Raw genomic sequence first — 24,241 nt, 5'->3', positions numbered from 1 at the left:
ACTAAATATCATCAAAATCAATATCAGTAAAGCTAGATCTTTGTCCTTCAGGTTTATCAGAACTGTAATCTTTTTTAAAATCTTTTTGATGTCTTTCAGAGATTACTTCTTCGCCTTTGTGGTTCAAGACGTATGAAGTCATTTCTTCTAGTATTTCGGCAAAAGCTCCAAAATCTTCTTTATACAAGTAAATTTTGTGTTTTTTAAAATGAAAAGAACCATCTTCCTCAGTGAATTTTTTACTTTCGGTAATTGTGATATAATAATCGTCAGCTTTAGTAGCTCTTACATCAAAGAAATAAGTTCTTCTTCCTGCTCGTAATACTTTAGAAAAAATCTCTTCTTTTTCTAACATGTCATTTTCTCTCATAATACGTTCTATCATTTTTGGAATTAATAGTACTCAAAAATCATAAAAATTTATCTATTACACAACAATTAAAGTAATTCTTTTTCCGAAAGTTGTTTTAAATATAAAGATGAATAATAACCTTCCTGATTTATTAATTGATTATGAGAGCCTTGTTGTATAATTTTACCGTCTTCTAAAATGATAATTTTGTCGGCATTTTTAGCTGAAGAAACACGATGGCTTACAATTATTGTAGTTTTATCTTTACAAATTTCGAATAAATTATTCAGAATTGTTTCTTCGGTTTCAGTATCGACTGCAGAGAGGCAATCGTCAAAAAGTAAAATAGCCGGGTTTTTAATAATAGCCCTCGCAATAGATACACGCTGCTTTTGTCCGCCTGAAAGCGTGATTCCTCTTTCCCCTAAAATGGTATCATATTGTTTGTTAAAGGCAATGATATTATCGTGAACTACAGCATTTTTAGCAGCTTCCATCACTTCTTCGTCAGTAGCATTCTGATTTCCGAATTTGATGTTATTTTTAATTGTATCCGAGAATAAAAAAGCATCCTGAGGCACAATTCCAATATTATTACGGAGATCATTTAAATTCAAAGTGCTGATTTCATTTTGATCGATTGTGATTTTTCCGTCGGTTACATCATACAAACGGGAAATGAGAGATAATATAGTTGATTTTCCAGATCCCGTTTTTCCTAAAATAGCTAATGTTTCTCCTTTTTTTACAGTGAAACTTACATTTTTTAAAGCTTCAATATTGGTGTCTTCATAGGTGTAACTCACATTTTCAAAAGCTATTGAACCTTGAATATCCGATGAATTTTCGTTGTTGTTTTTGATTTCGGGTTCAATTTTCAAAAATTCATTTAAACGTTTCTGAGAAGCTTCAGCCTCTTGAACCATAGATGAAACCCATCCTAATGAAGCCACTGGCCAGGTTAACATGTTTACGTATAAAATAAATTCGGCAATAGTTCCAATATTCGGAATCGTTCCGTTAATATACATAACACCACCAAAATAAATTACTACTAGATTACTAATTCCGATCAGGGCGATCATCAAAGGACCAAATAATGATTGCACTTTAGCTAAATCCAAACTCTTCTTTTTGCTTTCATCGGCAAGAGCCACCATATTATTTTGGTGTTGATTTTCTAATGAATAGGCTTTTATAACACGGATTCCGGAAAATATTTCCTGAGAAAAACTGGATACTTTTGATAAATATTGTTGGAAAGTAGTACTTCGTTTATTGATTTCTGAACTCAGTTTAAAAATACAATACGACAGAATCGGTAAAGGCAAAATCGTATAAAGTGTCAATAAAGGCGAAACATTATACATATATATTATAACGATGGCAAAACGAATAAAGGTATTGATAGTGTACATCACAGCTGGGCCAACATACATGCGAACCTTTGAAACGTCTTCACTGATTCGGTTCATTAAATCTCCCGTTCGGTTTTGTTTGTAAAAGTTCTGTGAAAGATTTTCATATTGTTTGAAAACTTCATTTTTCAAATCAAATTCAATATGACGCGACATAACAATTAAAGTTTGGCGCATTAAAAAAGTTAAAAAACCTGCTACAATTGTAGTGGCTATGATTAGCAGTACGTTATGAATTAAATCCTGACGGTAAGAGTCGATAATTACCTGAGAATTTTGTTGCACTTCTGGTAATTTATCAAAGTTTTCAATAGCATTTAATGACTTGCTGATAAGTTTTGGTGTAAACAGCGAAAAAATTTGTGCGATTATTGTTATTAAAATTCCTAACGAAAAACTGTATTTATATTTGATGAAATATTTGTTTAAATAGCTTAATTCTTTCATTTTTTTAAGAGATTCAATGTTGAAATGTTTTGGAATTGTAAATTATCTTAAATAAAAAGTAATTAAAGATATCATTAAATCCAAACAAATCTATTGTAAAATTGTTATTTTAAAGATAAAAAATTAGCACATGTGTATTTTTTATTTAAGTTTGAGATGTCTTTTTGACAAATTCATAATTTTAACTAATAAATAACTAGCGCTATGGATGCAACTTTCGCAACTGGAAAGGAACTTCAAAAAATGGATCCTGTTTTTGGTCAATTATCTTTTGATGATCACGAACAAATTGTATTTTGCAATGACAAAGATACAGGTTTAAAAGCAATTATTGGTATTCATAACTCAGTTATGGGACCGGCTTTGGGAGGTACCAGAATGTGGAATTACAATACTGAATGGGAGGCTCTGAATGATGTTTTACGTCTTTCAAGAGGAATGACATATAAATCTGCTATTACCGGATTGAATATTGGTGGTGGTAAAGCGGTAATTATTGGTGATGCTAAAACGCAAAAAACACCAGAATTGATGCGTAAGTTTGGTGAATTTGTTCACTCTTTAAGCGGAAGATATATTACTGCTGAAGATGTTGGAATGGAAACTAAAGATATGGATACCGTTAGAGATGTAACGCCTTATGTTACCGGAATCTCTGAAGAAAGAGGTGGTTCTGGAAACCCTTCTCCTGTAACAGCTTACGGTGTTTATTTGGGAATGAAAGCGGCTGCAAAAAGCCAATTTGGCTCTGATGTTTTAGACGGTAAAAAAGTTTTAGTTCAGGGAATTGGTCACGTAGGAGAAGCTTTAGTAGAGTATTTGACTAAAGAAGGTGCAGTAGTTACTATCGCTGATATCAACGAAGAAAAATTATACGAAGTAGCTCAAAAATACAACGCAACAATTTTTACAGGTGAAGATTTGTATAGTGCTGATGTTGATATTTACGCGCCATGTGCAATGGGAGCGACTATCAATGATAATACAGTAAACAAAATTAAAGCTAAAGTTATTGCTGGTGCTGCCAACAATCAGTTAGCTGATGAGAATGTTCACGGTGTAAGATTACAGGAAAGAGGTATTTTATACGCTCCGGATTTCTTAATCAATGCAGGTGGAATCATTAATGTTTATGCTGAATTAGAGCATTACGGAAAAGCTGAAATCATGAGTAAAACCGAAAATATCTATAATACTACTTTAGAAATTATCGATTATGCTGTGAAAAATGGAATGACAACGCATAAAGCGGCTCTTACAATTGCTCAAAATCGTATCGATTTGAGAAAAATTGAAAGCGCTGCTAAGAAATAATTTTTTATAGTTTACAGTCTCAGTCTCAGTTTGCAGTTTTATCTGGAAACTGAGACTTTTTTATACGCGAAAACTGCGACTTTTTTAAGCGGTTTCTACAGCACTGAAAACTGCGACTGAAAACTAGGACTGAAAACAGTGACTTTTTAGTAATTAAATTTTATTATAAGGATTGAAATTCCTAATTTTGCAGACTAATTTTTAAATGTTCTTACAAGGTGGTAAATAGAAGACACATACGCGTTAAAGTAATGCAATCCATTTATGCAATGCATCAAAGCGGTTCTGATAATATGGAAAAAGAAGAGAAGTTTCTTTTTTATAGTATTGATAATATTCAGGATTTATATCTTATAATGCTTTCTTCATTGATTGAAATTTGTAAAAAAGAATCCGTTTTTTTACATCTTTCAAGCAAAAAACATCTTGCAACTGCTGCAGAACGTAATCCGAATGAAAAATTTATCAAAAACAAAATTTTTCAACTACTGGCCGAAAGCAATTCCCTTAGCATCGCTTTAGAAAATCGTAAAATCAATAACTGGTCATTGAATGATGATTATATTTTGTTGCTTTTAAATGATATCAAATCAAGCGATTTGTATGCAAAATACATGACAACTTCAACAAATACTTTCGAAGAAGACAGACAATTTATAATTGATTTGTTTGCCGAAGTTATTGTTCCGAATGAAAAATTATATGAGTATTTAGAAGACGATAAATTAACTTGGGTTGATGATATTCCGGTTGTAAATACACATATTATCAAACAATTGAAAGCAATTAAAACAGAAGATCCGGACGATTTTAGAGTGCCGAAATTGTATAAAGATGTTGAAGATAAAGATTTTGCCAAAGATTTGTTCAGAAGAACAGTTTTGAACGAATCGATCTTAGCAAAAGAATACGATGATAAAACGCCAAATTGGGATAGTGAAAGAATTGCTGAAATTGATACAATTATTTTGAAAATGGCTATTTGCGAATTTTTGAAATTCCCTTCAATTCCTGTAAAAGTTACACTAAACGAATATTTAGAAATTGCTAAAGAATATTCTACTCCAAAAAGTAGTATTTTTATCAACGGAATTTTAGATAACCTTGTTAAAGAACTTACGGCTAACAAAAAACTTATAAAAGTTGGAAGAGGTTTAATGTAAAAATTAGAATTTTCCAATTTTTTAGACTAAAAATCTAAATTTTAAATTTTTAAATATTTAATATTAATAACAAAAATAAAACCCGAATACTATGCAAGATTTAATGAAATTTGCTCCTTATTTACTAATGTTTGTAGTGTTGTATTTCTTCATGATCAGACCACAACAAAAAAGAGCAAAAAACGAAAAAGAATTTGAAAGCGGCCTAAAAGTAGGTGACAAAATAATTACAAAAAGTGGTTTCCACGGTAAAATTATTGAGCTTGCTGAAACAAGTGCAATTATCGAAACGATGTCTGGAAAATTGAAAATTGAGCGTTCAGCTATTTCTATGGAAATGAGTGCTGCTTTGAAAAAAGCTTAAGCTTTTTAAAATTTCAATAAAATTAAAATCCCAAATTCCAATTATGGAGTTTGGGATCTTTTTATGTTTGCGATTAAGCGTAGAGTGTGTCTTTGCGAGGGACGAAGCAATCTCATGCAGTGTTTTACATATCGTAAGCACAATCTTGTCATCCTGAGGAACGAAGGATTACACAAGTAACTCCGCAAAGAGTGTCGACAATCTTTGTCGAGCTTCTAGTGTGATCCTTCCTTCGGATGACAAAAATACGTATAATAAAAAACCTTTGTCAAAATTTTAAATTTTGACAAAGGTTTTAAAAAGATTAGAATCCGGCTCTTCGACTTCGCTCAGAGCGACAATCCATTGGAATTTGGACCCGTGCGCTAGCGAACAGGCGAAGCAATTTTTTTATTGGAATTTCGTTACCTGTATTTATCATTCAAACCAGCATTCCCCAAAATCATCGGAATCACTTTTTCAATTCGGGAAAGTTTAGTTTTCTCTTGTTTTGCGGATTCAATATATTCTAAAAATTCATATTGCTTGTAAGGACTGAATTTTTGAAAAGCTTCTGATAGAGCAGGATTTTGATCCATTTCCTTTTGAAGCAATTCAGAAACTATAGCTTCCTTTTTTGAAGGTTTTATGATTTTCCCCTGCTTTTCATTTTCAATAGCTTCAGCAATATATTCTAAAATTGCTGCCTCGTTTACTTCTTCTTTTGAAGTAAAACGCCATTGTCGCAAAGATTTTGTTTTTTCTTCCTGAGCGTTGATTAATTTCTTTTTTTCATCTTTCAGAAAAACGCCATTGAAAAACCAAATGGTGAAATAATCTTTAAAACCTCCAATTCCGATAACATTTTTCTTGTTGTAAACATAAACCGGACCTCCCCATTTTATGGTTTCTTCCAGTTCAGTTTTGTCAATAATAGATTTAAGAAGAAGTAATTCTTCTTCCCATAAATGATTACTGTGCCAGACATGTTTATTATCAGAGGTTGGTTCCAATTATCTTTTTCTTTTAGGTTTTTCGGTACTTTCAAAAATGCCTTGAATTGCAGTTAATTCGGCAATTTTTACGATAACATCTGTAGCTTTCTGAATACTTTCTGCGGGAACATATTCATATTTTCCGTGGAAGTTATGTCCTCCGGCAAAAATATTTGGACAAGGTAATCCCATAAAAGAAAGTTGAGATCCGTCAGTTCCGCCCCGGATAGGTTTGATGATAGGTTTGATATCTAACTCTCTCATTGCTTTTTCAGCAATATCAACAATGTGTTTTACGGGAAGGACTTTTTCCTTCATATTGTAATACTGGTCTTTTACCTGGGTAATTACAATATCTTCTCCGAATTGTTTAGCGTATTTTTTATTGATTTTCCTGGTAATTTTCCCAATTAACTCTTTTCTTTTTTCGAATTTGATTTTGCTATGATCCCGAATAATCAATTCTAAAACCGTTTCTTCAATGCTTCCTGTTAAGTGATGAACGTGAAAAAATCCTTCGTAACCTTTTGTTTCCTGAGGTGTTTCTCCTTTCGGAAGTTCATTGATAAAATCATTGGCAATCAGCATTGAATTGATCATTTTTCCTTTGGCATAACCAGGATGAACACTTTTTCCTTTGAAAGTAATTTTAGCTCCTGCAGCGTTAAAATTTTCGTATTCTAATTCGCCAATCTGACTTCCGTCCATAGTGTACGCCCATTGAGCACCAAATTTTTCTACATCAAAGTGATGTGCACCACGGCCGATTTCTTCGTCAGGTGTAAATCCAATTCTGATTTTTCCGTGTTTGATTTCAGGATGCTGAACAAGATATTCCATTGCAGAAACAATTTCGGTGATCCCGGCCTTATCATCGGCACCAAGCAAAGTTGTTCCGTCAGTGGTGATAATGGTTTGGCCTTTATATTGTAGTAAATCTTTAAAGTAATTTGGAGATAGAACGATATTTTTCTCTGCATTTAAGATGATATCTTTTCCATCGTAATTCTCGATAATTTGAGGTTTTACATTCGCTCCGCTAAAATCCGGGGAAGTATCAAAATGCGAAACAAAACCGATTGTTGGCACTTCGTGATCTACATTACTTGGTAAAGTAGCCATGATGTAAGCTTTGTCATCTATAGTAACATCTTCAAGACCAATTGTTTTTAGTTCTTCAACTAATTTATTGGCAAGATTCCATTGTTTTGCTGTACTAGGTGTAGTTTGCGAATTTGGGTCCGATTCTGTATCAATTGTTACATAACTGATAAAGCGATCTATGATATGCTGCATTTGTTTGTTTTTTTAGCAAAGATAAACAATTATTCAGGGGATTAAAAGTTCTAAAATTAGGATAAAAAGTTTGCCACTAATTTCACTAATTTAAACTAATAGCAACTAAAAATCCAATTTTAGAATATTTTCTAAAATTGGATTGTATTAAAATTTATTAATGCTAATTCGTGAAATTCGTGACAAAAAAAATTACTGCACGCATCTAAAACCAATGTGATTTGCAGGAGATTGATAATCTCCTTTTCCTCTTGTACCTACCATATAGCGTGTACAATATTGGTCTGTACATAAAAATGATCCTCCCCGTTGTACTTTTTTAGGAAGATTAGGTTCTCCCGGATCGTAAGATGTTTTAGGTCCCTGAGGGTTTTTGACAGCCTTTCCATTCTCATTTACAATGGCGTAATAATCAGCCGTATACCAGTCATTTGTCCATTCCCAAACATTCCCTCCAATATCATACAATCCATACCCATTTGGTTCGAATTGAGCTGTTGGAGCTATCCCAATATACCCATCTTCTCCGGTATCTCCTTTTTCAATAGGAAAGTGTCCCTGATAAATATTAGCCTGAAATTTTCCTTTCGGTTTTAGAGTATTTCCCCAGGCATAAAGTTCCCCTGTTTTTCCACCGCGGGCAGCAAATTCCCATTCAGCTTCCGTAGGTAATCTTTTACCAGCCCATTTTGCATACGCAGCAGCATCGGCATGTGAAACTTGTACAACAGGATAATTACCTCTTCCTTTAATAGAGCTTCCATCTCCTTCAGGATGCCTCCAGTCGGCTCCTTTAACATATGTCCACCATTGCATATAATTGTTCAGATCAACTTTTGCCGGAGTAGGAGTAAAGACCGCTGATCCGGCAACTAAATTTTCTAACGGAGCATCAGGATATTCTTCATGTGTAGGTGCTTTTTCAGCCAATGTTACATATCCGGTAGCTTTAACAAAAGCCTCAAATTGGTCGTTTGTAACTTCCGTTTTATCCATATAATATCCATCAACGTAAACTCTATGAATTGGCGCAGCATCTTTTGTAACACCTTTTATGCTGCATAAGCTTTCATCTTCAACATTACTTCCCATAGAGAATTCGCCACCCGGAATCCAAACCATTCCTTTAGGCGTTTTGCCTGTTGGTTTATTTTTGTTTTCGATTGTAGGTTTAAACAAAGAGGCAGAGTCCGCATTTGGAGTCTCGGCACAATCCATCGCAGCCAATTTTTGTTTAGGAACAATTAGCTTTGTGTAGCCGTAAGCGATTGAAATAATGGAAATTGTTAGTATGGCAAAAATCCAATAGGTCTTATTTTTCATTATAGTAGTTTTAATCTTAAAATAGTTGTCAAATAAAGAGGGATAAAAGTAAAAAAATAACCCAATATAATTCTAGTTATTTTATAGAATTAATGAAATATATTGTTTCTCAATTATTTTTAAAATCAAAATGAAAAAATTGTTTTGAACATATTTCATTTTCAAGGTTTTATGTTGGTTAAAGTTATGTAAAAAAGAATTTCTATGCAAAATTGATTTACCTGTTTCGAATTTTAAAGTGCTTTACAGGGAAATGTCCCATTGTATTCTAAAGTGCCACCCTGCTTCTAAAGACAAGGTTTTATCCTGAAAACTAAAATAAGTTTATAATTTGTTTTTGTAAAAGAGCACCTTTTTAAACTATAATAATTAAATTTGCACCCGAAAAACACACACACAACTATTCTTATGTATAAATTGATAATTCGCCCTATACTTTTTTGTTTTGATCCGGAAGAAGTACATTATTTTACTTTTTCATTTGTTAAATTCATTTCAAAAATTCCGGGAGTTTCATCAATTATAAAATCAATTTACGAAGTAAAAGACAGCCGTTTAGAGCGTGAAGTCTTCGGAATTAAATTTAAGAATCCGGTTGGACTTGCTGCAGGATTTGATAAAGATGCCAAATTATTCAAAGAACTTTCAGACTTTGGTTTTGGTTTTATTGAAATAGGAACTGTAACTCCGATTGGTCAGGAAGGAAATCCAAAAAAGCGTTTGTTTCGTTTAAAAGAAGATCAGGCCATTATTAACCGAATGGGGTTTAATAACGGTGGAGTTCTGGAAGCTGTAGAACGTTTGAAAAAGAATTCAGGTGTTTTAATTGGTGGAAACATCGGAAAAAACAAAGTGACTCCAAACGAAAATGCCGTTGACGATTATATTATTTGTTTTGATGCCTTGTTTGACCATGTAGATTATTTTGTTGTGAATGTAAGTTCGCCAAATACACCAAACTTAAGAGCGTTACAAGATAAAGAACCTTTAACGGCTTTATTGCAAACATTGCAAAACAGAAATGTAGAAAAGCAAAAAACAAGCAATCAAAAAGTAAAACCAATTCTTTTAAAAATTGCTCCCGACTTAACAGACGAGCAATTATTAGATATTATTGATATTGTAAAAACAACTCAGATTGCCGGTGTAATTGCAACAAATACGACAATTTCAAGAGAGGGTTTACAATCTGAAAACCAATCTGAAATGGGAGGGTTGTCCGGAAAACCATTAGAAAAACGTTCAACTGAAGTGATTCGTTTTCTTTCAGAAAAAAGCAATAAGGCGTTCCCAATTATCGGAGTAGGGGGAATTCATTCTGCCGATGATGCAATTGAAAAATTAAATGCAGGAGCAAGTCTAGTGCAATTATACACTGGTTTTATTTATGAAGGGCCGGCTTTAATCAAAGCAATCAATAAAAAGGTCTTAAAGCAGTTCTAAAATTAGGGACTGAACAACAAGACCGGTTACTATCGCAATTCCAAAACTGATCAGAGTACCAATTAAAACGTATTCGGTCAATTTTCGGTCTTTAGCTTCTTGTAAATCTCCAAACCTAAAAATAGACTTTGCAGCCAATAAAAAACCGATTGCTTCAAAATGTCCGGTCAAGATAAAACAGAAGACAAATAATCTTTCTAAAATGCCAATGTAGTTTCCTGCATGGGCAAGCGAATTATCTTGATGTGTGTTTTCATTTTCCGGACTCCAGATAGAAATAATGGTTTTAATAAAAATCGAAGCAGGTTTGGTTACAAATAATATTCCAGTCAATAAAATCCAAAATTCATTGTCCTGCCAAAAATAAATAATGCTTTTGTTCTGATACAGAAGCACAATCCCAATTAAAATTAAAATATGGGCAATTTGGTCCGCAATAAACCAGCTGCGTTTTGTTTTTGGCTTCTGAAAATTTAATTTGATGAGGTCAATAATGCCATGTGTAACGGCTATTAAAACGGCATAAGGAATAAAATTGATTTCCCAAACCAAAATTGCTGCCAAAACTCCGTGTAGCAGTATATGAAGGTACAAGTAAAAACTTTTATGTTTTTTAATTTCTTTATCTGCTACCCATGAAGTTGGCTGCCAGATAAAATCGCCTAATAGATGCGCTAACAATAGTTTTATGAATAAAATCATGGGGCTGTAAGTTGTTTTATTTGTGTTCTAAAATAACGATCTAAATTTATAACCAAATCAAATTGAGCTCGCTTTTGTCTACGGCTCACCGCAGCTTGGTTAATACCTAATTTTTGTCCCAATTCTTCTTGTGATAAAGTTGGGTTTTCTATGGCAATAGCAACAAATTCTGCGGATTGTACCAGCCAATTGTCCATAAAAGTCAAAGCCAGCTGTAGCATCAAATTCATTTTTTCATCAATGTCACTATTTCCGGTTCGGATTGCTAAAGTTACTTTTTGTTTTTTTAAAGTTTCAAAAAGTTCTCCGGAGTGTATAAATGCATCACCATTGCTTTCAGATATTTTTTCGGCATTATGTGTTTTATTTCCAAAACCAATACTCATTCTGGCATCTAATTTTACGGCTCTTAAATGGGCTTTAATTAAAATTGCGGCTAATAGAGCTTCTTTAGGATCTTTTATTTCAATCTGAAATTCATCTCCTCTGTAAACCTCCCACTGGCTTGGAGTTTCGCCAAACGGAGACAGGATTTTTTTTAAATCTTCGACCCAATCTTTTGATTTTTGCTGTCTCGAACCAATTATATCACCAGTAATTACGCTTGTCATAGATTCAAATATAATTAAAAATAAATAAACTTTATATTACAAATATACGTAATATTTTTGATTATTACGCTTTTACGTAATATTTTGTATTATTACGTTTTTCGGTAATATTATAATTTATTACAATATTGAGTAATATTTAATTTAATGAAAATTATAACTTTTATTTCTTTAAAAAAGAAGCTAACTTAGCCTTCACTAAAGAATAAGTTTTGAATAAAGAAATCAAGATTATCGAATGTCCGCGAGATGCCATGCAAGGTATCAAAACCTTTATTCCGACAAAAAATAAGGTTTCGTACATACAGGCGTTGCTTCGGGTAGGCTTTGATACCATTGATTTTGGAAGTTTTGTGTCTCCAAAAGCGATTCCGCAAATGCAGGATACCGCCGAAGTTTTGGCACAATTGGATCTTTCTCAAACTACAAGCAAATTACTGGCGATAATTGCAAATACACAAGGCGCGGCAGCAGCTTCAGAACATGAAGCTATTCAGTATTTGGGATTTCCTTTTTCTATCTCAGAGAATTTTCAAATGCGAAACACCCATAAAACGATTGCTGAATCATTAATCACACTGGAAGAAATTCTTGAAATTGCCGATAACAAAAACAAAGAAGTGGTAACCTATCTTTCAATGGGTTTTGGAAATCCGTACGGAGATCCGTGGAATGTTGAAATAGTAGGAGAGTGGACTGAGAAACTTTCAAAAATGGGGGTTAAAATTTTATCTCTTTCTGATACAGTTGGAAGTTCTACTCCGGAAGTAATCACGTATCTTTTCTCTAATTTAATTCCAAAATATCCTCAAATAGAATTTGGTGCACACTTACATACCACTCCTGATAGTTGGTTCGAAAAAATAGATGCAGCTTCTAAAGCAGGTTGCACTCGTTTTGATGGTGCCATTCAGGGCTTTGGGGGATGTCCAATGGCTACCGATAAGCTGACTGGAAATATGCCTACAGAAAAACTGATTTCCTATTTTACAGCCAATAAAAAAACAACAGGATTAAACTCCTTAAGTTTTGAGAGTGCTTATAACGAAGCTTCAAAATTGTTCGGAAAATTTCATTAAAAAGTAGTATATTTATTATTTATATGTAATAACCATCAATAAATCAGCGTTATTACTGACTATCTAATTCGCTACTCATGAAAGCAAACATCCTAAATAGAGTAATTAAAACTTTAATTTTTGCATTCTTGTGTATTTCGTGCTCGAGTGATTTAGATTTTGATCAGGTTAACGATCTTAAGTTAGAACCTGTTTTTGTGGCCAATCTGGCGCATTTCAATGTTCCCGCCAATCAATTTGCTGTTAACGGTCAGGCACAGCAAATAGCATCTGATGTAGTGGATTTTGATGCTTTTAGAAAGAAATTTTTTAATGAAAATCTGGTTAAGGCTGAATTGAATTTTGAAATTGAAAACACCATAAACAGAGCTTTCACCCTCAATATATTACTTTTAAATGATAATGATGAGGTTCTTCAAACGATTCCGCTTGTGATTCCGGCCTATTCAGGAAGTTCAAATGTTATAAAATATCCCACAGAAGTATTTGAAAACGAAAGGTTAGTACTTTTAAAACAAACTACAAAAGTTGGTTTTTTAATTCAGGTCGCTTCCGGTCCGCCTATAGACGAAAACAGTTTAGGTAATTTAAAATTACGATCAAGTGCAACCGTTTATATGGAGATCGAATGAGAAAAGCCTGCTTAATTTTAATGCTGTTTTTGCAGTCGATTTGTTTTGCCCAAAACAGACAGCTCCTGTATAATTTTACATCAATTCCGCAATCGTCACTTGTAAATCCGGGTGCCGATGTTTCGTATAAATATTACTTTGGAATCCCTATTTTATCCGGAATTTCGGCCAATATGGGTTCCAGCAGTTTCTCAGCTTATGATTTATTTGCCAATAATGGAGTTGATTTTAATGATAAAGTCCGAAATATTATAAACAAATCATCAAACAAAGACAAAGCTCAGGTGAATGAACAATTAGAATTGTTTTCCGGTGGTTTTAGGGTTGGAGGAGAAGACAGTCAATCTTATATTTCATTTGGAGCCTATCAGGAGTTTGATTTCTTAATGTATGTTCCAAAAGACCCTGCTATATTTGTCTTAGACGGTAATCGAGATTATGTCGGAAAATCATTCAATCTGGCTGATATCAATGTAAGAGCCGAAGTACTTTCTGTTCTTCATGTCGGGTTTCATAAAAAACTAAGTGAAAAATTTGTTTTAGGTGGTCGTGCCAAATTGTATTCAAGTGGTGCTAATGCCACCTCTACACGAAATTCCGGATTTATTTATACAGCGCAAAATGCGGGTACACCAAATATTTATACGCAAATAATCTCCTCAAATCTGGAACTTAGAACTTCTGGAATTGCCAAATTTACCAAAGATGAATATGAAGGAAATGTTGCAGAAGATATTGCACACAATACCTTTTTTAACGGGAGTCTGGGTTTGGGTTTTGACGCCGGATTTACTTATTACTTCAGGGAAAACCTTCAGTTTACGACAAGTATTATCGATCTCGGATTTATAAATCAATCCAAAGATATTGAAACCATAACTTATAAGGGAACATATAGATACGAGGGAGCAAATCCTGTTTTTGATTCTTCAAATAATCCTGATGATGTATTTGATGATTTTGAAAAAGCTATTCCACGTGATACACTTTATAATAAATACACTACCTGGCGTCCAACCAAATTATATTCTTCTGTTCAGTATTCTTTCGGAGAATCCAGGTCAGATGAAGAATGCAATTGTAAAGCGTCCGCCAAAAGAAGATATCTTAATGCGGTTGGGGGGCAATTGTTTGCTATGACAATGCCAAACGAACCTTTCATCGCTTTTACGGCTTTTTACAAACGAAGCATTTTTGAGAAATTAGATTTCAAGGCTACTTATACATTCGATTCTTATTCGAATAAGAATATTGGTTTGGGACTTTCCGGAACGATCGGAAAAGTTAATATCTATGCTCTCGTCGACAATGTTCTGGAATATAAAGATGTCTCGAAGGCCAATAGTCTCGCATTTCAATTCGGAATCAATTTTATCGTCCCTGAATCAGGAGATTAAGTTTTTTTCTTTTCACCATATAAGTAATATAAGTTCATATTATTTTATTGCTTGATTAGTGAGATAGAGATCATATAAAAATAAGAGAAAGCCAATTTCTTATATAATTTTAAAAAAAAGACGATTTAAATTATGCGCAAAAAACTTAAATTCCTTCTATGAACTTATATGGTTAAAAAAAGAATTAATTTGTAAGAACATTCTCGGCTATAGAAAATTAAGAAAAAGTTAGTATTCAAGTTTCCAATTTATTCACTATATTTGCACGCAATTCAACTAGAAATTGCAACATGATAGCACACAACTCCAAGATCATCGGCGAAGGTTTAACTTACGATGATGTATTATTAGTACCTAACTACTCTAATGTGCTTCCTCGCGAAGTGAGTATCAAATCAAAATTCTCAAGAAACATAACACTAAACGTTCCTATAGTATCAGCTGCTATGGATACCGTTACTGAGAGTGCAATGGCAATTGCTATGGCGCAAGAGGGCGGAATTGGTGTTTTACATAAAAACATGACCATCGAGCAGCAGGCTGCGAAGGTTAGAAAAGTAAAACGTGCAGAATCCGGAATGATTATCGACCCGGTAACATTACCAATGACTTCAACAATTGCAGATGCAAAAAATGCAATGAAAGAATTCGGAATTGGCGGTATTCCAATCGTTGATGAAAACAGAATCCTAAAAGGAATCGTAACCAATCGTGATTTACGTTTCGAGAAAAACGGAGCAAGACCAATCGTTGAGGTAATGACAAGTAAAAACTTAGTTACTGTTGCCGAAGGAACTTCATTAGAACAAGCAGAAGTAGTTTTGCAAGGTCACAAAATTGAAAAACTACCAGTTGTAAATGCTAATAACGAATTGGTTGGTTTAATTACTTTTAGAGATATCACTAAATTGACTCAAAAACCAATCGCAAATAAAGATGTTTACGGACGTTTAAGAGTTGCTGCTGCTATTGGAGTTACAGGTGATGCAGTTCAAAGAGCTGAAGCATTAGTTACTGCCGGTGTTGATGCTATTATTATTGATACAGCTCATGGGCATACTGAAGGTGTCGTAAACACATTAAAAGAAATAAAAACAAAATTCCCAAATATTGATGTAATTGTTGGAAATATCGCAACTCCTGAAGCAGCTAAATATTTAGTAGCCAATGGTGCTGATGGTGTAAAAGTAGGAATCGGACCTGGTTCTATTTGTACAACTCGTATCGTAGCCGGTGTTGGTTTTCCTCAGTTCTCAGCAGTTTTAGAAGTTGCTGCAGCTATCAAAGGAACTGGAGTTCCAGTTATTGCTGATGGTGGAATTCGTTATACAGGAGATATTCCTAAAGCTATCGCTGCAGGTGCTGACTGTGTAATGTTAGGTTCATTATTAGCCGGAACAAAAGAATCTCCAGGTGAAACTATTATTTTCGAAGGAAGAAAATTCAAATCTTACCGCGGAATGGGTTCTGTTGAAGCAATGCAAACAGGTTCTAAAGACCGTTACTTCCAGGATGTTGAAGATGATGTAAAAAAACTAGTTCCGGAAGGAATTGTGGGACGCGTTCCTTACAAAGGAGAATTAAACGAAAGTATGCTTCAATTTATCGGTGGTCTTCGTGCCGGAATGGGATACTGTGGATCTAAAGATATTCCGACTTTACAGGAAACTGGACGTTTTGTTAGAATCACGTCAAGCGGAATTACAGAAAGTCATCCTCATAACGTAACTATTACAAAAGAAGCTCCAAATTATTCAAGATAATTTTTAGTTTTCGATATAAAACAAAAGGCATAGGATTTTAAATTTTATGCCTTTTTTATTTTTAATCTTAAAACTGAGACTAGTTTTGTTCAATTCGTCAATGAGTTAAATTTAACAGCAAAGTTCGCAAGGTTTTACGCAAAGGGCGCTAACTATTTCGGCAAAGTCGCAAAATCGAAAAGTTAAAGCTCTATGATGTTGGAGTTTGATCTCCTTCTCTAAGTTTTTGATTATCCAATATCTGCTGTAAAAAAGGCTGAACCTGAGTTTCGATTTCAGATTCTGAAATATTTAATGCTTTCGGTTCATTGACTAATTCGAACCATGGTTTTGGTCCGTCAAAATTATAACTTCCAAAAACGATTACCGGCGTTCCTTTTACTTTTACATTTTCTGCATCTTTCAAAATCCATTCGTCTGCCCATTTGTAAAGATATTTTGCATCTTTTTCTAGTAGACGCAGACAAGAATGTGAAGCAGGATATCCTGGTAATTCATATTCATGAAAACCAACACCCAATTTGTTTTCGATATTAAAGTTCCATTTTAAGTCCCATTCGTCATTAAAAGTACTTGTTGTTTTTTCAGCTTTCCAGTTGGTAAAAAATAATCCGGTTGGTGTCTGATCTTTTTTACGTCCCATATTGGTTGGCCCTGTATAAACTAGTTCGCCATTTTCATAGGCAGCAAAAGTTTGAGTAGGATAGGAGAAAATCAAGACTTTAGATACTTCTTCTAAAGTATCAACATGCAAGGGAAAGGGAAGATAATAAACCAAATCACCGCTAAAATCAGTCGGAATTACAACTGAATCCATTTTGGCGAAATTTGCTTTATCGGTTCTGTTGATGGCATAAGCAATATCAAGTTTAGTCGAGTCGCCTTTGATAGAGTCAAGCCACTGTTTTGTTTTTTCAAATTTAAAACTAACAGATGATTCTGGTTTTTTGTATTCAACGGTTTTGTGAGCTTTTGCTTCTGTTTTTCTTATAGTTTTCTTTTGTTCACAAGAAGCTAATAAAACTAAAACAAGTAGAAACAAAACATTTGGTGTGTAATATAACTTTTTCATAAAACTGGTTTTTTATTGATGTAAAGTTATTTTAATAGCGGTTTAAATGAATTACAGAATTTCTTAAATAGTTTATTTGATTATCATTCTTACGAAATAGAATTCATCAGATATAATTCGTCTAAAATTAATTTGAAAAGTTGGAGCAATAATTTTAAAGTCTCAAGATTATGAATTTCGCCATCCATAAAATAAGACAGTTCATATTCGTTTTCAGGAAGTTTATCTCCCCATATTTCTTTATGATCTGATATTTCAAGATTTACTTCCGGCAACGATGCAATAAGATATCTAATTTCCTTGTTTCTTAGTAAAGCTTTTATTTTAAATTCTTTGTTACTTTTAATAATAAAAGCTTTATCAAAATCAGGGTAGCCAATTTCAATGTCTTGAGCTCCAAATAATTTTTCTATTTTACGAATAAATCCTGGGCGATAAATTTCAAATTTAAAACCATCTTTCACAATAATTGGTGTAATAACCCGAACTGTTTCTGTATTATATTTTCCTGAACAAACTGTAAAATTGTCAAAAATGATTTTCCAGTTTTTGTATTCGATTTCTGTTGAATCAGAAATCCAGGAATAACCTACTTTAAAAGTTCCGCCGGTTTCTTCTGCAAATTCTTGCCAGATGTTGATTTTTGAGTTTTCAGACATGTATATAACGATAAATTGATTCTGAATTGATTACTAATAGAAAGCTATTGTAATTTGAAATAAGTTTTTGTCATTGTTCCACAAATTATTTCTGTTCTTCCAGTTTCCGTTTTATCTCCGGTATAAGTTAAGTTTAAATATCCGGTTTTTTCATCTATAGAATATTGCCAAATTTCATTGTTAGAATAAATTAATTCAGAATACGATGAATCGCCACTTAAAGAGTCCGAATAAAGTATTTTTTCAGGTTTGATCAACTTCCAACTCTTAGCATTTTTTATCAATTCGTAAAACTGAATTTCGTTGCTGTTTATTTGGATCATTTTACCAACTATGCTGTCTTCTCGCATAACCCAGGAGGGAATATCATCAAACATTTTCCAATTTCCAGCCAATTCGGTAATTAGATTTTTTCGGAGAATTATTTTTAATGAATCTGCTCTTTTAACAGAAAGATTTCCAATTACTGTTTTTGAATTAAGTCTATTAGCGTAGTAAAATGAATTCATTGCAGTCTTTAAGTAAGAGTTTTTTAGATACTCATTTGCTAAGTTAAATTCATTCTTTTGTAAATCTTCGGTATCACCATTACTTTGACACCATCCTTGAAAAGATAGTAAGAAAGCTATAATAACTATTTTTATTCTAATTAAATACACAAGTATTTTTTATTTTAAAGATATTTAAAATATTCTTAAATCAACCCCTTTATCTTAGCATGCTGCAATAAAATAATAGTTTTGGCATCAACAATTTCACCAGATTCCATCATTGCATAGGCTTCTTCAAAAGTATATTCTAAAACTTCAATATTTTCTTGTTCCGCAGCTAATCCTCCACCATCACTCACTTTCATACTTTCATCATATTCGCCAGTAAACAGATATAAAATTTCGGTTACAGCTCCTGGAGACATATAGGTTTGAGTGACTTTCTCCACTTTTTTAATGCGATATCCTGTTTCTTCCTCAGTTTCACGAATGATGCATTCTTCCGGATTATCTTCGTCTAAAAGTCCTGCGCAAACTTCGATCATCATTCCGGTTTTATTTCCGTTTAAGAAAGTTGGCAAGCGAAATTGTCGTGTCAGGATAACCGTTTTTTTAGAGGTATTGTATAATAAAATTCCGGCACCGTTTCCGCGATCGTACACTTCGCGAACATGAGTCTGAACTTTTTCATTTTCTTTTTGATAACTAAAAGTAACCTTGTTCAGGATGTACCAATTGTCTGATAATAATTTAGTTTCTGTAACTTTAATTTCCGGGTTTTTCATGGCGTAAATATTTGTATAAAAAAACGCCCTGGTTATCAGAGCGTTTAGTAATTGTTATTTTGTTATTGTTTGCTTTCTGTCTGGCCCAACCGATACAATTTTGATTGGCACTCCAACTTCTGCTTCAATAAATTCAATATATTCTTTTAGCTCAATTGGCAATTGATCATAAGTAGTTAATCCTGTTAAGTCAGCTTGCCATCCTTTAAATTCTTTATAAATCGGAGTTACATTTTCTGGCTCGATGTTATAAGGGAAGTGAGAGATGTTTTTTCCTTTGTAGTTGTATTCTGTACACACTTTTAAAGTTTCGAATCCAGAAAGAACGTCACCTTTCATCATCATTAACTGCGTTACTCCGTTTACCTGTACAGCATATTTTAAAGCAACTAAGTCTAACCATCCACAACGTCTTTGTCTTCCTGTAACAGATCCAAATTCGTTACCAACTCTTGCCATTGTAGCACCATCTTCGTCAAAAAGTTCAGTTGGGAAAGGTCCGCTACCTACACGTGTAACATATGCTTTAAAAATTCCGTAAACTTCTTTGATTTTGTTAGGAGCAATTCCTAAACCAGTACAAGCTCCGGCAGCAGTAGTGTTTGATGAAGTTACGAAAGGATAAGTTCCGAAATCAACATCTAATAAAGATCCCTGAGCACCTTCACATAAAATAGATTTACCTGCTTTTTGAGCCTGGTACATATATTCTTCACTGTCAATAAAATCTAATTTTTTTAATTCTTCGATAGCTTCAAAAAACTCTTTTTCAAGTTCAGCTAAATTATATTGAATAGCAACATCATAAAAAGCAATCATGGCTTCATGTTTGTCTGCTAATGCTCTGTAACGTTCTTTGAAATCTTCTAATTCAACATCTCCAACGCGCAATCCGTTTCTACCGGTTTTGTCCATGTAAGTTGGACCAATTCCTTTTAAAGTAGAACCAATTTTTGCTTTTCCTTTTGATGCTTCAGAAGCTGCATCTAATAAACGGTGTGTTGGTAAAATTAAATGTGCTTTTCTTGAAATAATCAATTTACTTTTGATGTCAAGATTAAATTTGGCTAAACCTTCAATTTCTTTTTGAAAAACTACCGGATCTATTACAACACCATTTCCGATGATGTTAATTGAATTTTTATGAAAAATTCCAGAAGGAATGGTTCTTAGTACGTGTTTAATTCCGTCAAATTCTAGTGTATGTCCTGCATTTGGTCCTCCTTGAAAACGTGCAATAATATCATAATTTGAGGTAAGAACGTCAACAATTTTTCCTTTACCTTCATCTCCCCATTGTAATCCTAGTAATAAATCTACGGTCATTCTGTTTTAATTTGCGTTGAGGCAATTTAAGTTGCCCTACTGATTAATGTAGTTAATTTTCTTTTTTTTATTTTTTAAATAATTCCCTTTCCGGATTATTGATTTTGCTTTTTGTTTCCGTAGAAATAAAGTGAATGATTCGTAATTTCGATATCAAATATTTCTTCGATTGTTTTTTTGATGGTTTGAATTCTTGGGTCACAAAATTCGATTACTTCGCCAGAATCAGTCATGATAATATGATCGTGATTTTTATCGAAATACGATTTTTCGTAGTAAGCCTGATTTTGTCCAAATTGATGTTTTCTAACCAAAGCGCAGTCTAACAATAACTCAATCGTGTTGTATAATGTTGCTCTACTCACACGATAGTTTTTGTTTTTCATTTTAATATAAAGATTTTCTATATCAAAATGCTCTTCGCTATCGTAAATTTCCTGAAGTATAGCATAACGCTCAGGAGTTTTGCGATGCCCTTTTTGCTCAAGATACATTGTAAAAACATTTTTTACAATTTCTTGATTCTTAGTGTTGTCAGTTGAAATGAGTGTCATATCCTGCAAAGATAATTTTTTATTTTTAATGAATAAAAGTTTCGGGTTTAAAGTTTAACGTTCGAATCTCGATTTGATTAATAATAATGCAATAAATACAGGCTTTTGAATCAATTATTTTTACGAAGTTCAAACAAACTTAATTAACATAATTATTTTTATTTATGATAAAACTAACAAATTTTTATTTTGTTTTTGACATGTACATGTACCAGTTCCATTCCCAGGTTTTCCCTTTATCTTCAGACATTGCCTGACTCCAAACCGGGTTGTTTGCATCTCTTGCATCCCAACGAAATACCTGTAATACATTTTTACCTTCAAAAGTATCTTCTGAGAAAAAATGCCCGACTTTATTTTCAAATGAACCCACAACCGGCTTATCTAAAGTCCCTGTAGTCGAATCAGCCCAATAAATACTCCACAATTTTGTTTTCGTATTAAATAATCGAACCGTCATTCCTTCAAAAGGTTCGCCGTCAAAAGTAGCCAGGAAATTATCGATATTTCCAATTCCGTTTAGGATTTTGTACATTTCCTGAGTGGATGGAAACTCAATCCACTCCGTACAATTCACAAATCTCTGTTTTAGCTTTTTATTTTTGATAACAGATTTACCCTGAAAAAAATCGAAATCATCTTTTGAAGAAGATTCAGAAGCAACAATTAAAAGCGCTCCATTTTCATCAAACTGTATTTTCGGAATTTCTAAGGAATCTGATTTCATAAATTCAAATATTTAATAAAAAATTAGGTTCTGTATTCTCTGGTTACTTTATCAACGCCATCAACTTTTTTAATAGCATTGATCATTTTTTTCAAGATGGTATTATTTTTAACAATGACTGCAATCTGACCGTGAAAAATTCCGGCATCAGTACTCAATGAAATACTTTGAATATTTACGCTCATATTGTTCGAAATCACTTTTGTTAACTGATTTGTAAGTCCTAAAACATCCATTCCGGTAATATTGATAATGGCTTTGAATTCTTCCTGAGAGGAATCAATCCATTTGGCGCTCATAATACGATACGCGTAGTTAGACTGCATTCCGATGGCGTTTGGACAATCTTTTTTATGCACTTTAATTCCTTCGTTGATGGTCACGAAGCCAAAAACATCATCGCCAGGAATTGGGTTGCAACATTGCGAAAGTTTATAATCTAATTTGTCATGTTCTGTTCCAAAAACCAGCATATCATAATTACTGCTGATGACTGGTTTGTGAATATCTTCATCGGCAGTATCTTTATTTCTTTTAATTTTATTTTTAAAGAAATTGATAATAGAATTGCTTTTTTGCGCCGCATAATCTTTTAACTGCTGATTTTCAATAGCACCAATTCCAACTCTGTAAAATAAATCCAGACTGGTTTTTAGTTTGAAGAAGTTCACCAACTCATTAATAACCTGTTCGTTGATGGTTATTTTTAAATGTTTCAGTTTTCGAGTTAATAATTCTTTTCCTTCTTCTGCAATTTTTTTGGTGTTCTCGTTAAGAACGTTTTTAATTTTATTTTTTGCACGCGAGGTCGTTACATATTCCAGCCAGTTTACAGTTGGTTTTTGGTTGGCAGATGTAATTACTTCGACCTGATCGCCACTTTTAAGTTCGTGATTTAACGGAACCAAACGTCCGTTAACACGAGTCCCTCGAGTTTTGATTCCGATTTCTGAGTGAATACTAAAAGCAAAATCCAGCGAAGTAGCACCTTTCGGTAAAGATTTTATTTCTCCTTTTGGCGTAAAAACGAAGATTTCCTGCGAATATAAATTCATTTTAAAATCCTCAACGAAATCAACAGCATTCGTTTCCGGATTTTCTAATGCTTCGCGAAGTAAATTTAGCCAAACATCAAGGCCACTTTCCTCACTTGCACCATTTTTATATTTATAGTGTGCTGCATAACCTTTTTCGGCAATTTCATCCATTCGCTCACTTCGCACCTGCACTTCAACCCAACGACCTTTTGGTCCCATGACAGTAATGTGCAAAGCTTCGTAACCAGTCGATTTTGGAGATGAAATCCAGTCACGCAAACGGCTCGGGCTTGGTCTGTAATGATCTGTTACAATTGAATAGATTTTCCAGGCGACGAATTTTTCATCATGCGGGTCTGCTTTATAAACAATTCTAAGGGCAAATTTGTCGTACACTTCATCAAAACTCACATTTTGAGAACGCATTTTTCTGCGAATTGAATAAATAGATTTCGGACGCCCTTTTATGATATAGTCGATGTCTTCATTATCTAAAGATTTTTTCAAAACATCTGAAATATCTTTGATATAGGCATCTTGTTCTTCTTTGGTTTCTCTGATTTTGCTTACAATATCATTGTAAACGGCCGGTTCTGTATATTTTAAACCTAAATCTTCGAGTTTGGTTTTTATGTTATAAAGTCCCAAACGATGGGCGAGTGGGGCATAAATATATAAAGTTTCAGATGCGATTTTGGTCTGTTTGTATTCCACCATCGATTCCATCGTCTGCATATTATGAAGACGGTCGGCCAGCTTAATCAGAATTACGCGTACATCATCGTTCAATGTAAGGATCATTTTTCTGAAATTCTCAGCCTGCATGGAAGCATTCAAATCTTTTTGAACCAATGAAATTTTAGTCAAACCTTCGACCAATTGTGCCACTTTTGGGTTGAATAATCGTTCAATATCTTCAACTGTCATAGGGGTATCTTCAACAACATCGTGTAATAAGGCCGCAGCAATAGAGGTCGCTCCCAAACCAATTTCAGAGGCAACAATTTTTGCAACTGCAATAGGATGAAAGATATACGCTTCGCCAGATTTGCGTCGTTGCTCTTTATGGGCATCAACAGCCACATCAAAAGCTTTCCGGATTAGTTTTTTATCAGCTGGTGTTAAAGTCTGGTAACTTATTCGAAGTAATTCTTTATACTCGTGCGCAATTGCTTTGTTTTCTTTTTCAATATCTATTTCTATCATAACGGCATAGTTCAAGTACTAAAAATAAGCATTTGTTTGTATATACGCAAGGGAATCTATAGAATGAAATTATTTTGTTTCAGGTTTCAGGTTTCAAGTTTTTACC

The 24,241-nt window shown here is 33.5% G+C and carries 23 protein-coding genes; 8 read left to right on the top strand and 15 right to left on the bottom strand.

Annotated elements, in window-relative coordinates; all coding sequences use genetic code 11:
• Position 1 precedes the first annotated feature (1 nt).
• Together IHE43_RS19740 and IHE43_RS19735 are read right to left on the bottom strand one after the other, a co-directional pair.
• On the bottom strand, positions 2–370 hold the full coding sequence (locus IHE43_RS19740; RefSeq protein WP_056186704.1) for a PUR family DNA/RNA-binding protein: 369 nt from the start codon (positions 368–370) through the stop codon (positions 2–4).
• A 68-nt stretch (positions 371–438) separates the two neighbouring features.
• On the bottom strand, positions 439–2,217 hold the full coding sequence (locus IHE43_RS19735; protein ID WP_192185496.1) for an ABC transporter ATP-binding protein: 1,779 nt from the start codon (positions 2,215–2,217) through the stop codon (positions 439–441).
• Between the two features lie 204 nt (positions 2,218–2,421).
• On the opposite strand from IHE43_RS19735, the gene IHE43_RS19730 reads away from it, so the two are divergent.
• The 3 genes from IHE43_RS19730 to yajC all read left to right on the top strand — a co-directional run bounded on the left by IHE43_RS19730 (position 2,422) and on the right by yajC (position 5,058).
• Positions 2,422–3,531, top strand: coding sequence for a Glu/Leu/Phe/Val dehydrogenase (locus tag IHE43_RS19730; RefSeq protein WP_305038525.1), 1,110 nt, complete (start codon positions 2,422–2,424; stop codon positions 3,529–3,531).
• A 251-nt stretch (positions 3,532–3,782) separates the two neighbouring features.
• Entirely contained in the window at positions 3,783–4,694 is a 912-nt protein-coding gene (gene nusB / locus IHE43_RS19725; protein ID WP_192188256.1) for a transcription antitermination factor NusB, read from the top strand.
• A 91-nt stretch (positions 4,695–4,785) separates the two neighbouring features.
• Positions 4,786–5,058 carry a preprotein translocase subunit YajC gene (gene yajC / locus IHE43_RS19720; protein ID WP_192185495.1) on the top strand — a complete coding sequence of 91 codons (273 nt, stop codon included), beginning with the start codon at positions 4,786–4,788 and terminating at the stop codon, positions 5,056–5,058.
• A gap of 404 nt (positions 5,059–5,462) precedes the next feature.
• Here the strand turns inward: yajC and IHE43_RS19715 are convergent, their stop codons facing one another.
• The 3 genes from IHE43_RS19715 to IHE43_RS19705 form a co-directional block, all read right to left on the bottom strand.
• Positions 5,463–6,050, bottom strand: coding sequence for a YdeI family protein (locus IHE43_RS19715; protein ID WP_192185494.1), 588 nt, complete (start codon positions 6,048–6,050; stop codon positions 5,463–5,465).
• Complete coding sequence (gene pepT, locus IHE43_RS19710; RefSeq protein ID WP_192185493.1) at positions 6,051–7,328, bottom strand: peptidase T; 1,278 nt, start codon at positions 7,326–7,328, stop codon at positions 6,051–6,053.
• 192 nt (positions 7,329–7,520) lie between these two features.
• On the bottom strand, positions 7,521–8,651 hold the full coding sequence (locus IHE43_RS19705; protein WP_192185492.1) for a formylglycine-generating enzyme family protein: 1,131 nt from the start codon (positions 8,649–8,651) through the stop codon (positions 7,521–7,523).
• A gap of 408 nt (positions 8,652–9,059) precedes the next feature.
• Here IHE43_RS19705 and IHE43_RS19700 point away from each other — a divergent pair, with 408 nt between their 5' ends.
• Complete coding sequence (locus IHE43_RS19700; protein ID WP_192185491.1) at positions 9,060–10,094, top strand: quinone-dependent dihydroorotate dehydrogenase; 1,035 nt, start codon at positions 9,060–9,062, stop codon at positions 10,092–10,094.
• Here the strand turns inward: IHE43_RS19700 and IHE43_RS19695 are convergent.
• Both IHE43_RS19695 and IHE43_RS19690 read right to left on the bottom strand, forming a co-directional pair.
• Positions 10,080–10,796 (bottom strand): DUF3307 domain-containing protein, encoded by a 717-nt coding sequence (locus IHE43_RS19695; RefSeq protein ID WP_192185490.1) that lies wholly within the window; start codon positions 10,794–10,796, stop codon positions 10,080–10,082. The two genes, IHE43_RS19700 and IHE43_RS19695, sit on opposite strands and share 15 nt — an antisense overlap.
• Positions 10,793–11,407, bottom strand: a complete 615-nt coding sequence (locus tag IHE43_RS19690) for a SatD family protein (RefSeq protein ID WP_192185489.1) — start codon at positions 11,405–11,407, stop codon at positions 10,793–10,795. The genes IHE43_RS19695 and IHE43_RS19690 overlap by 4 nt, the downstream gene beginning before the upstream one ends.
• 212 nt (positions 11,408–11,619) lie before the next feature.
• On the opposite strand from IHE43_RS19690, the gene IHE43_RS19685 reads away from it, so the two are divergent.
• The 4 genes from IHE43_RS19685 to guaB all read left to right on the top strand — a co-directional run bounded on the left by IHE43_RS19685 (position 11,620) and on the right by guaB (position 16,278).
• Positions 11,620–12,486, top strand: a complete 867-nt coding sequence (locus IHE43_RS19685; RefSeq protein WP_192185488.1) for a hydroxymethylglutaryl-CoA lyase — start codon at positions 11,620–11,622, stop codon at positions 12,484–12,486.
• A gap of 77 nt (positions 12,487–12,563) precedes the next feature.
• Positions 12,564–13,118: a hypothetical protein gene (locus IHE43_RS19680; protein ID WP_192185487.1), complete on the top strand. Its 555-nt coding sequence runs from the start codon at positions 12,564–12,566 to the stop codon at positions 13,116–13,118.
• Complete coding sequence (locus IHE43_RS19675; protein WP_192185486.1) at positions 13,115–14,515, top strand: DUF5723 family protein; 1,401 nt, start codon at positions 13,115–13,117, stop codon at positions 14,513–14,515. Before IHE43_RS19680 ends, IHE43_RS19675 begins: the two co-directional genes overlap by 4 nt.
• A 290-nt stretch (positions 14,516–14,805) precedes the next feature.
• On the top strand, positions 14,806–16,278 hold the full coding sequence (gene guaB / locus IHE43_RS19670; RefSeq protein ID WP_192185485.1) for an IMP dehydrogenase: 1,473 nt from the start codon (positions 14,806–14,808) through the stop codon (positions 16,276–16,278).
• Between the two features lie 190 nt (positions 16,279–16,468).
• Here guaB and IHE43_RS19665 read toward each other — a convergent pair whose 3' ends face one another.
• The 8 genes from IHE43_RS19665 to IHE43_RS19630 all read right to left on the bottom strand — a co-directional run bounded on the left by IHE43_RS19665 (position 16,469) and on the right by IHE43_RS19630 (position 24,135).
• Positions 16,469–17,350 (bottom strand): L,D-transpeptidase, encoded by an 882-nt coding sequence (locus IHE43_RS19665; protein ID WP_192185484.1) that lies wholly within the window; start codon positions 17,348–17,350, stop codon positions 16,469–16,471.
• Positions 17,351–17,439: 89 nt separating this feature from the next.
• Complete coding sequence (locus IHE43_RS19660) at positions 17,440–18,009, bottom strand: hypothetical protein (protein WP_192185483.1); 570 nt, start codon at positions 18,007–18,009, stop codon at positions 17,440–17,442.
• Between the two features lie 44 nt (positions 18,010–18,053).
• The gene (locus IHE43_RS19655) at positions 18,054–18,668 is read right to left on the bottom strand and encodes a hypothetical protein (RefSeq protein WP_192185482.1); all 615 of its coding nucleotides are present in this window, start codon (positions 18,666–18,668) and stop codon (positions 18,054–18,056) included.
• Positions 18,669–18,703: 35 nt separating this feature from the next.
• On the bottom strand, positions 18,704–19,285 hold the full coding sequence (locus IHE43_RS19650; protein WP_192185481.1) for an NUDIX domain-containing protein: 582 nt from the start codon (positions 19,283–19,285) through the stop codon (positions 18,704–18,706).
• A gap of 54 nt (positions 19,286–19,339) precedes the next feature.
• Positions 19,340–20,611, bottom strand: a complete 1,272-nt coding sequence (locus IHE43_RS19645) for an adenylosuccinate synthase (protein ID WP_192185480.1) — start codon at positions 20,609–20,611, stop codon at positions 19,340–19,342.
• A 95-nt stretch (positions 20,612–20,706) separates the two neighbouring features.
• Entirely contained in the window at positions 20,707–21,165 is a 459-nt protein-coding gene (locus IHE43_RS19640; RefSeq protein ID WP_056186646.1) for a Fur family transcriptional regulator, read from the bottom strand.
• 184 nt (positions 21,166–21,349) lie between these two features.
• A complete protein-coding gene (locus IHE43_RS19635; protein WP_192185479.1) occupies positions 21,350–21,892 on the bottom strand; it encodes a hypothetical protein in 543 nt (180 codons plus the stop codon).
• A 23-nt stretch (positions 21,893–21,915) separates the two neighbouring features.
• The gene (locus IHE43_RS19630) at positions 21,916–24,135 is read right to left on the bottom strand and encodes a bifunctional (p)ppGpp synthetase/guanosine-3',5'-bis(diphosphate) 3'-pyrophosphohydrolase (protein WP_192185478.1); all 2,220 of its coding nucleotides are present in this window, start codon (positions 24,133–24,135) and stop codon (positions 21,916–21,918) included.
• Between the last annotated feature and the right edge of the window lie 106 nt (positions 24,136–24,241).

This window comes from Flavobacterium sp. MDT1-60 (assembly GCF_014844035.1).
In the GTDB taxonomy this organism is placed as follows: domain Bacteria; phylum Bacteroidota; class Bacteroidia; order Flavobacteriales; family Flavobacteriaceae; genus Flavobacterium.
The sequence above is the reverse complement of the archived record's forward strand: the minus strand, read 5'-3'. Positions and strand labels throughout refer to the sequence as shown.

What these genes read in the sequence shown, in the direction of transcription:
- IHE43_RS19675 (WP_192185486.1), top strand. Translation starts at nt 13,115, where the DNA reads ATGAGAAAAGCCTGCTTAATTTTAATGCTGTTTTTGCAGTCGATTTGT.
- yajC (WP_192185495.1), top strand. Translation starts at nt 4,786, where the DNA reads ATGCAAGATTTAATGAAATTTGCTCCTTATTTACTAATGTTTGTAGTG.
- IHE43_RS19730 (WP_305038525.1), top strand. Translation starts at nt 2,422, where the DNA reads ATGGATGCAACTTTCGCAACTGGAAAGGAACTTCAAAAAATGGATCCT.
- IHE43_RS19645 (WP_192185480.1), bottom strand. Translation starts at nt 20,611, where the DNA reads ATGACCGTAGATTTATTACTAGGATTACAATGGGGAGATGAAGGTAAA.
- IHE43_RS19680 (WP_192185487.1), top strand. Translation starts at nt 12,564, where the DNA reads ATGAAAGCAAACATCCTAAATAGAGTAATTAAAACTTTAATTTTTGCA.
- IHE43_RS19640 (WP_056186646.1), bottom strand. Translation starts at nt 21,165, where the DNA reads ATGACACTCATTTCAACTGACAACACTAAGAATCAAGAAATTGTAAAA.
- pepT (WP_192185493.1), bottom strand. Translation starts at nt 7,328, where the DNA reads ATGCAGCATATCATAGATCGCTTTATCAGTTATGTAACAATTGATACA.
- IHE43_RS19690 (WP_192185489.1), bottom strand. Translation starts at nt 11,407, where the DNA reads ATGACAAGCGTAATTACTGGTGATATAATTGGTTCGAGACAGCAAAAA.
- IHE43_RS19740 (WP_056186704.1), bottom strand. Translation starts at nt 370, where the DNA reads ATGAGAGAAAATGACATGTTAGAAAAAGAAGAGATTTTTTCTAAAGTA.
- IHE43_RS19700 (WP_192185491.1), top strand. Translation starts at nt 9,060, where the DNA reads ATGTATAAATTGATAATTCGCCCTATACTTTTTTGTTTTGATCCGGAA.
- nusB (WP_192188256.1), top strand. Translation starts at nt 3,783, where the DNA reads ATGCAATCCATTTATGCAATGCATCAAAGCGGTTCTGATAATATGGAA.
- IHE43_RS19660 (WP_192185483.1), bottom strand. Translation starts at nt 18,009, where the DNA reads ATGTCTGAAAACTCAAAAATCAACATCTGGCAAGAATTTGCAGAAGAA.
- IHE43_RS19630 (WP_192185478.1), bottom strand. Translation starts at nt 24,135, where the DNA reads ATGATAGAAATAGATATTGAAAAAGAAAACAAAGCAATTGCGCACGAG.
- IHE43_RS19705 (WP_192185492.1), bottom strand. Translation starts at nt 8,651, where the DNA reads ATGAAAAATAAGACCTATTGGATTTTTGCCATACTAACAATTTCCATT.
- IHE43_RS19695 (WP_192185490.1), bottom strand. Translation starts at nt 10,796, where the DNA reads ATGATTTTATTCATAAAACTATTGTTAGCGCATCTATTAGGCGATTTT.
- guaB (WP_192185485.1), top strand. Translation starts at nt 14,806, where the DNA reads ATGATAGCACACAACTCCAAGATCATCGGCGAAGGTTTAACTTACGAT.
- IHE43_RS19665 (WP_192185484.1), bottom strand. Translation starts at nt 17,350, where the DNA reads ATGAAAAAGTTATATTACACACCAAATGTTTTGTTTCTACTTGTTTTA.
- IHE43_RS19735 (WP_192185496.1), bottom strand. Translation starts at nt 2,217, where the DNA reads ATGAAAGAATTAAGCTATTTAAACAAATATTTCATCAAATATAAATAC.
- IHE43_RS19635 (WP_192185479.1), bottom strand. Translation starts at nt 21,892, where the DNA reads ATGAAATCAGATTCCTTAGAAATTCCGAAAATACAGTTTGATGAAAAT.
- IHE43_RS19650 (WP_192185481.1), bottom strand. Translation starts at nt 19,285, where the DNA reads ATGAAAAACCCGGAAATTAAAGTTACAGAAACTAAATTATTATCAGAC.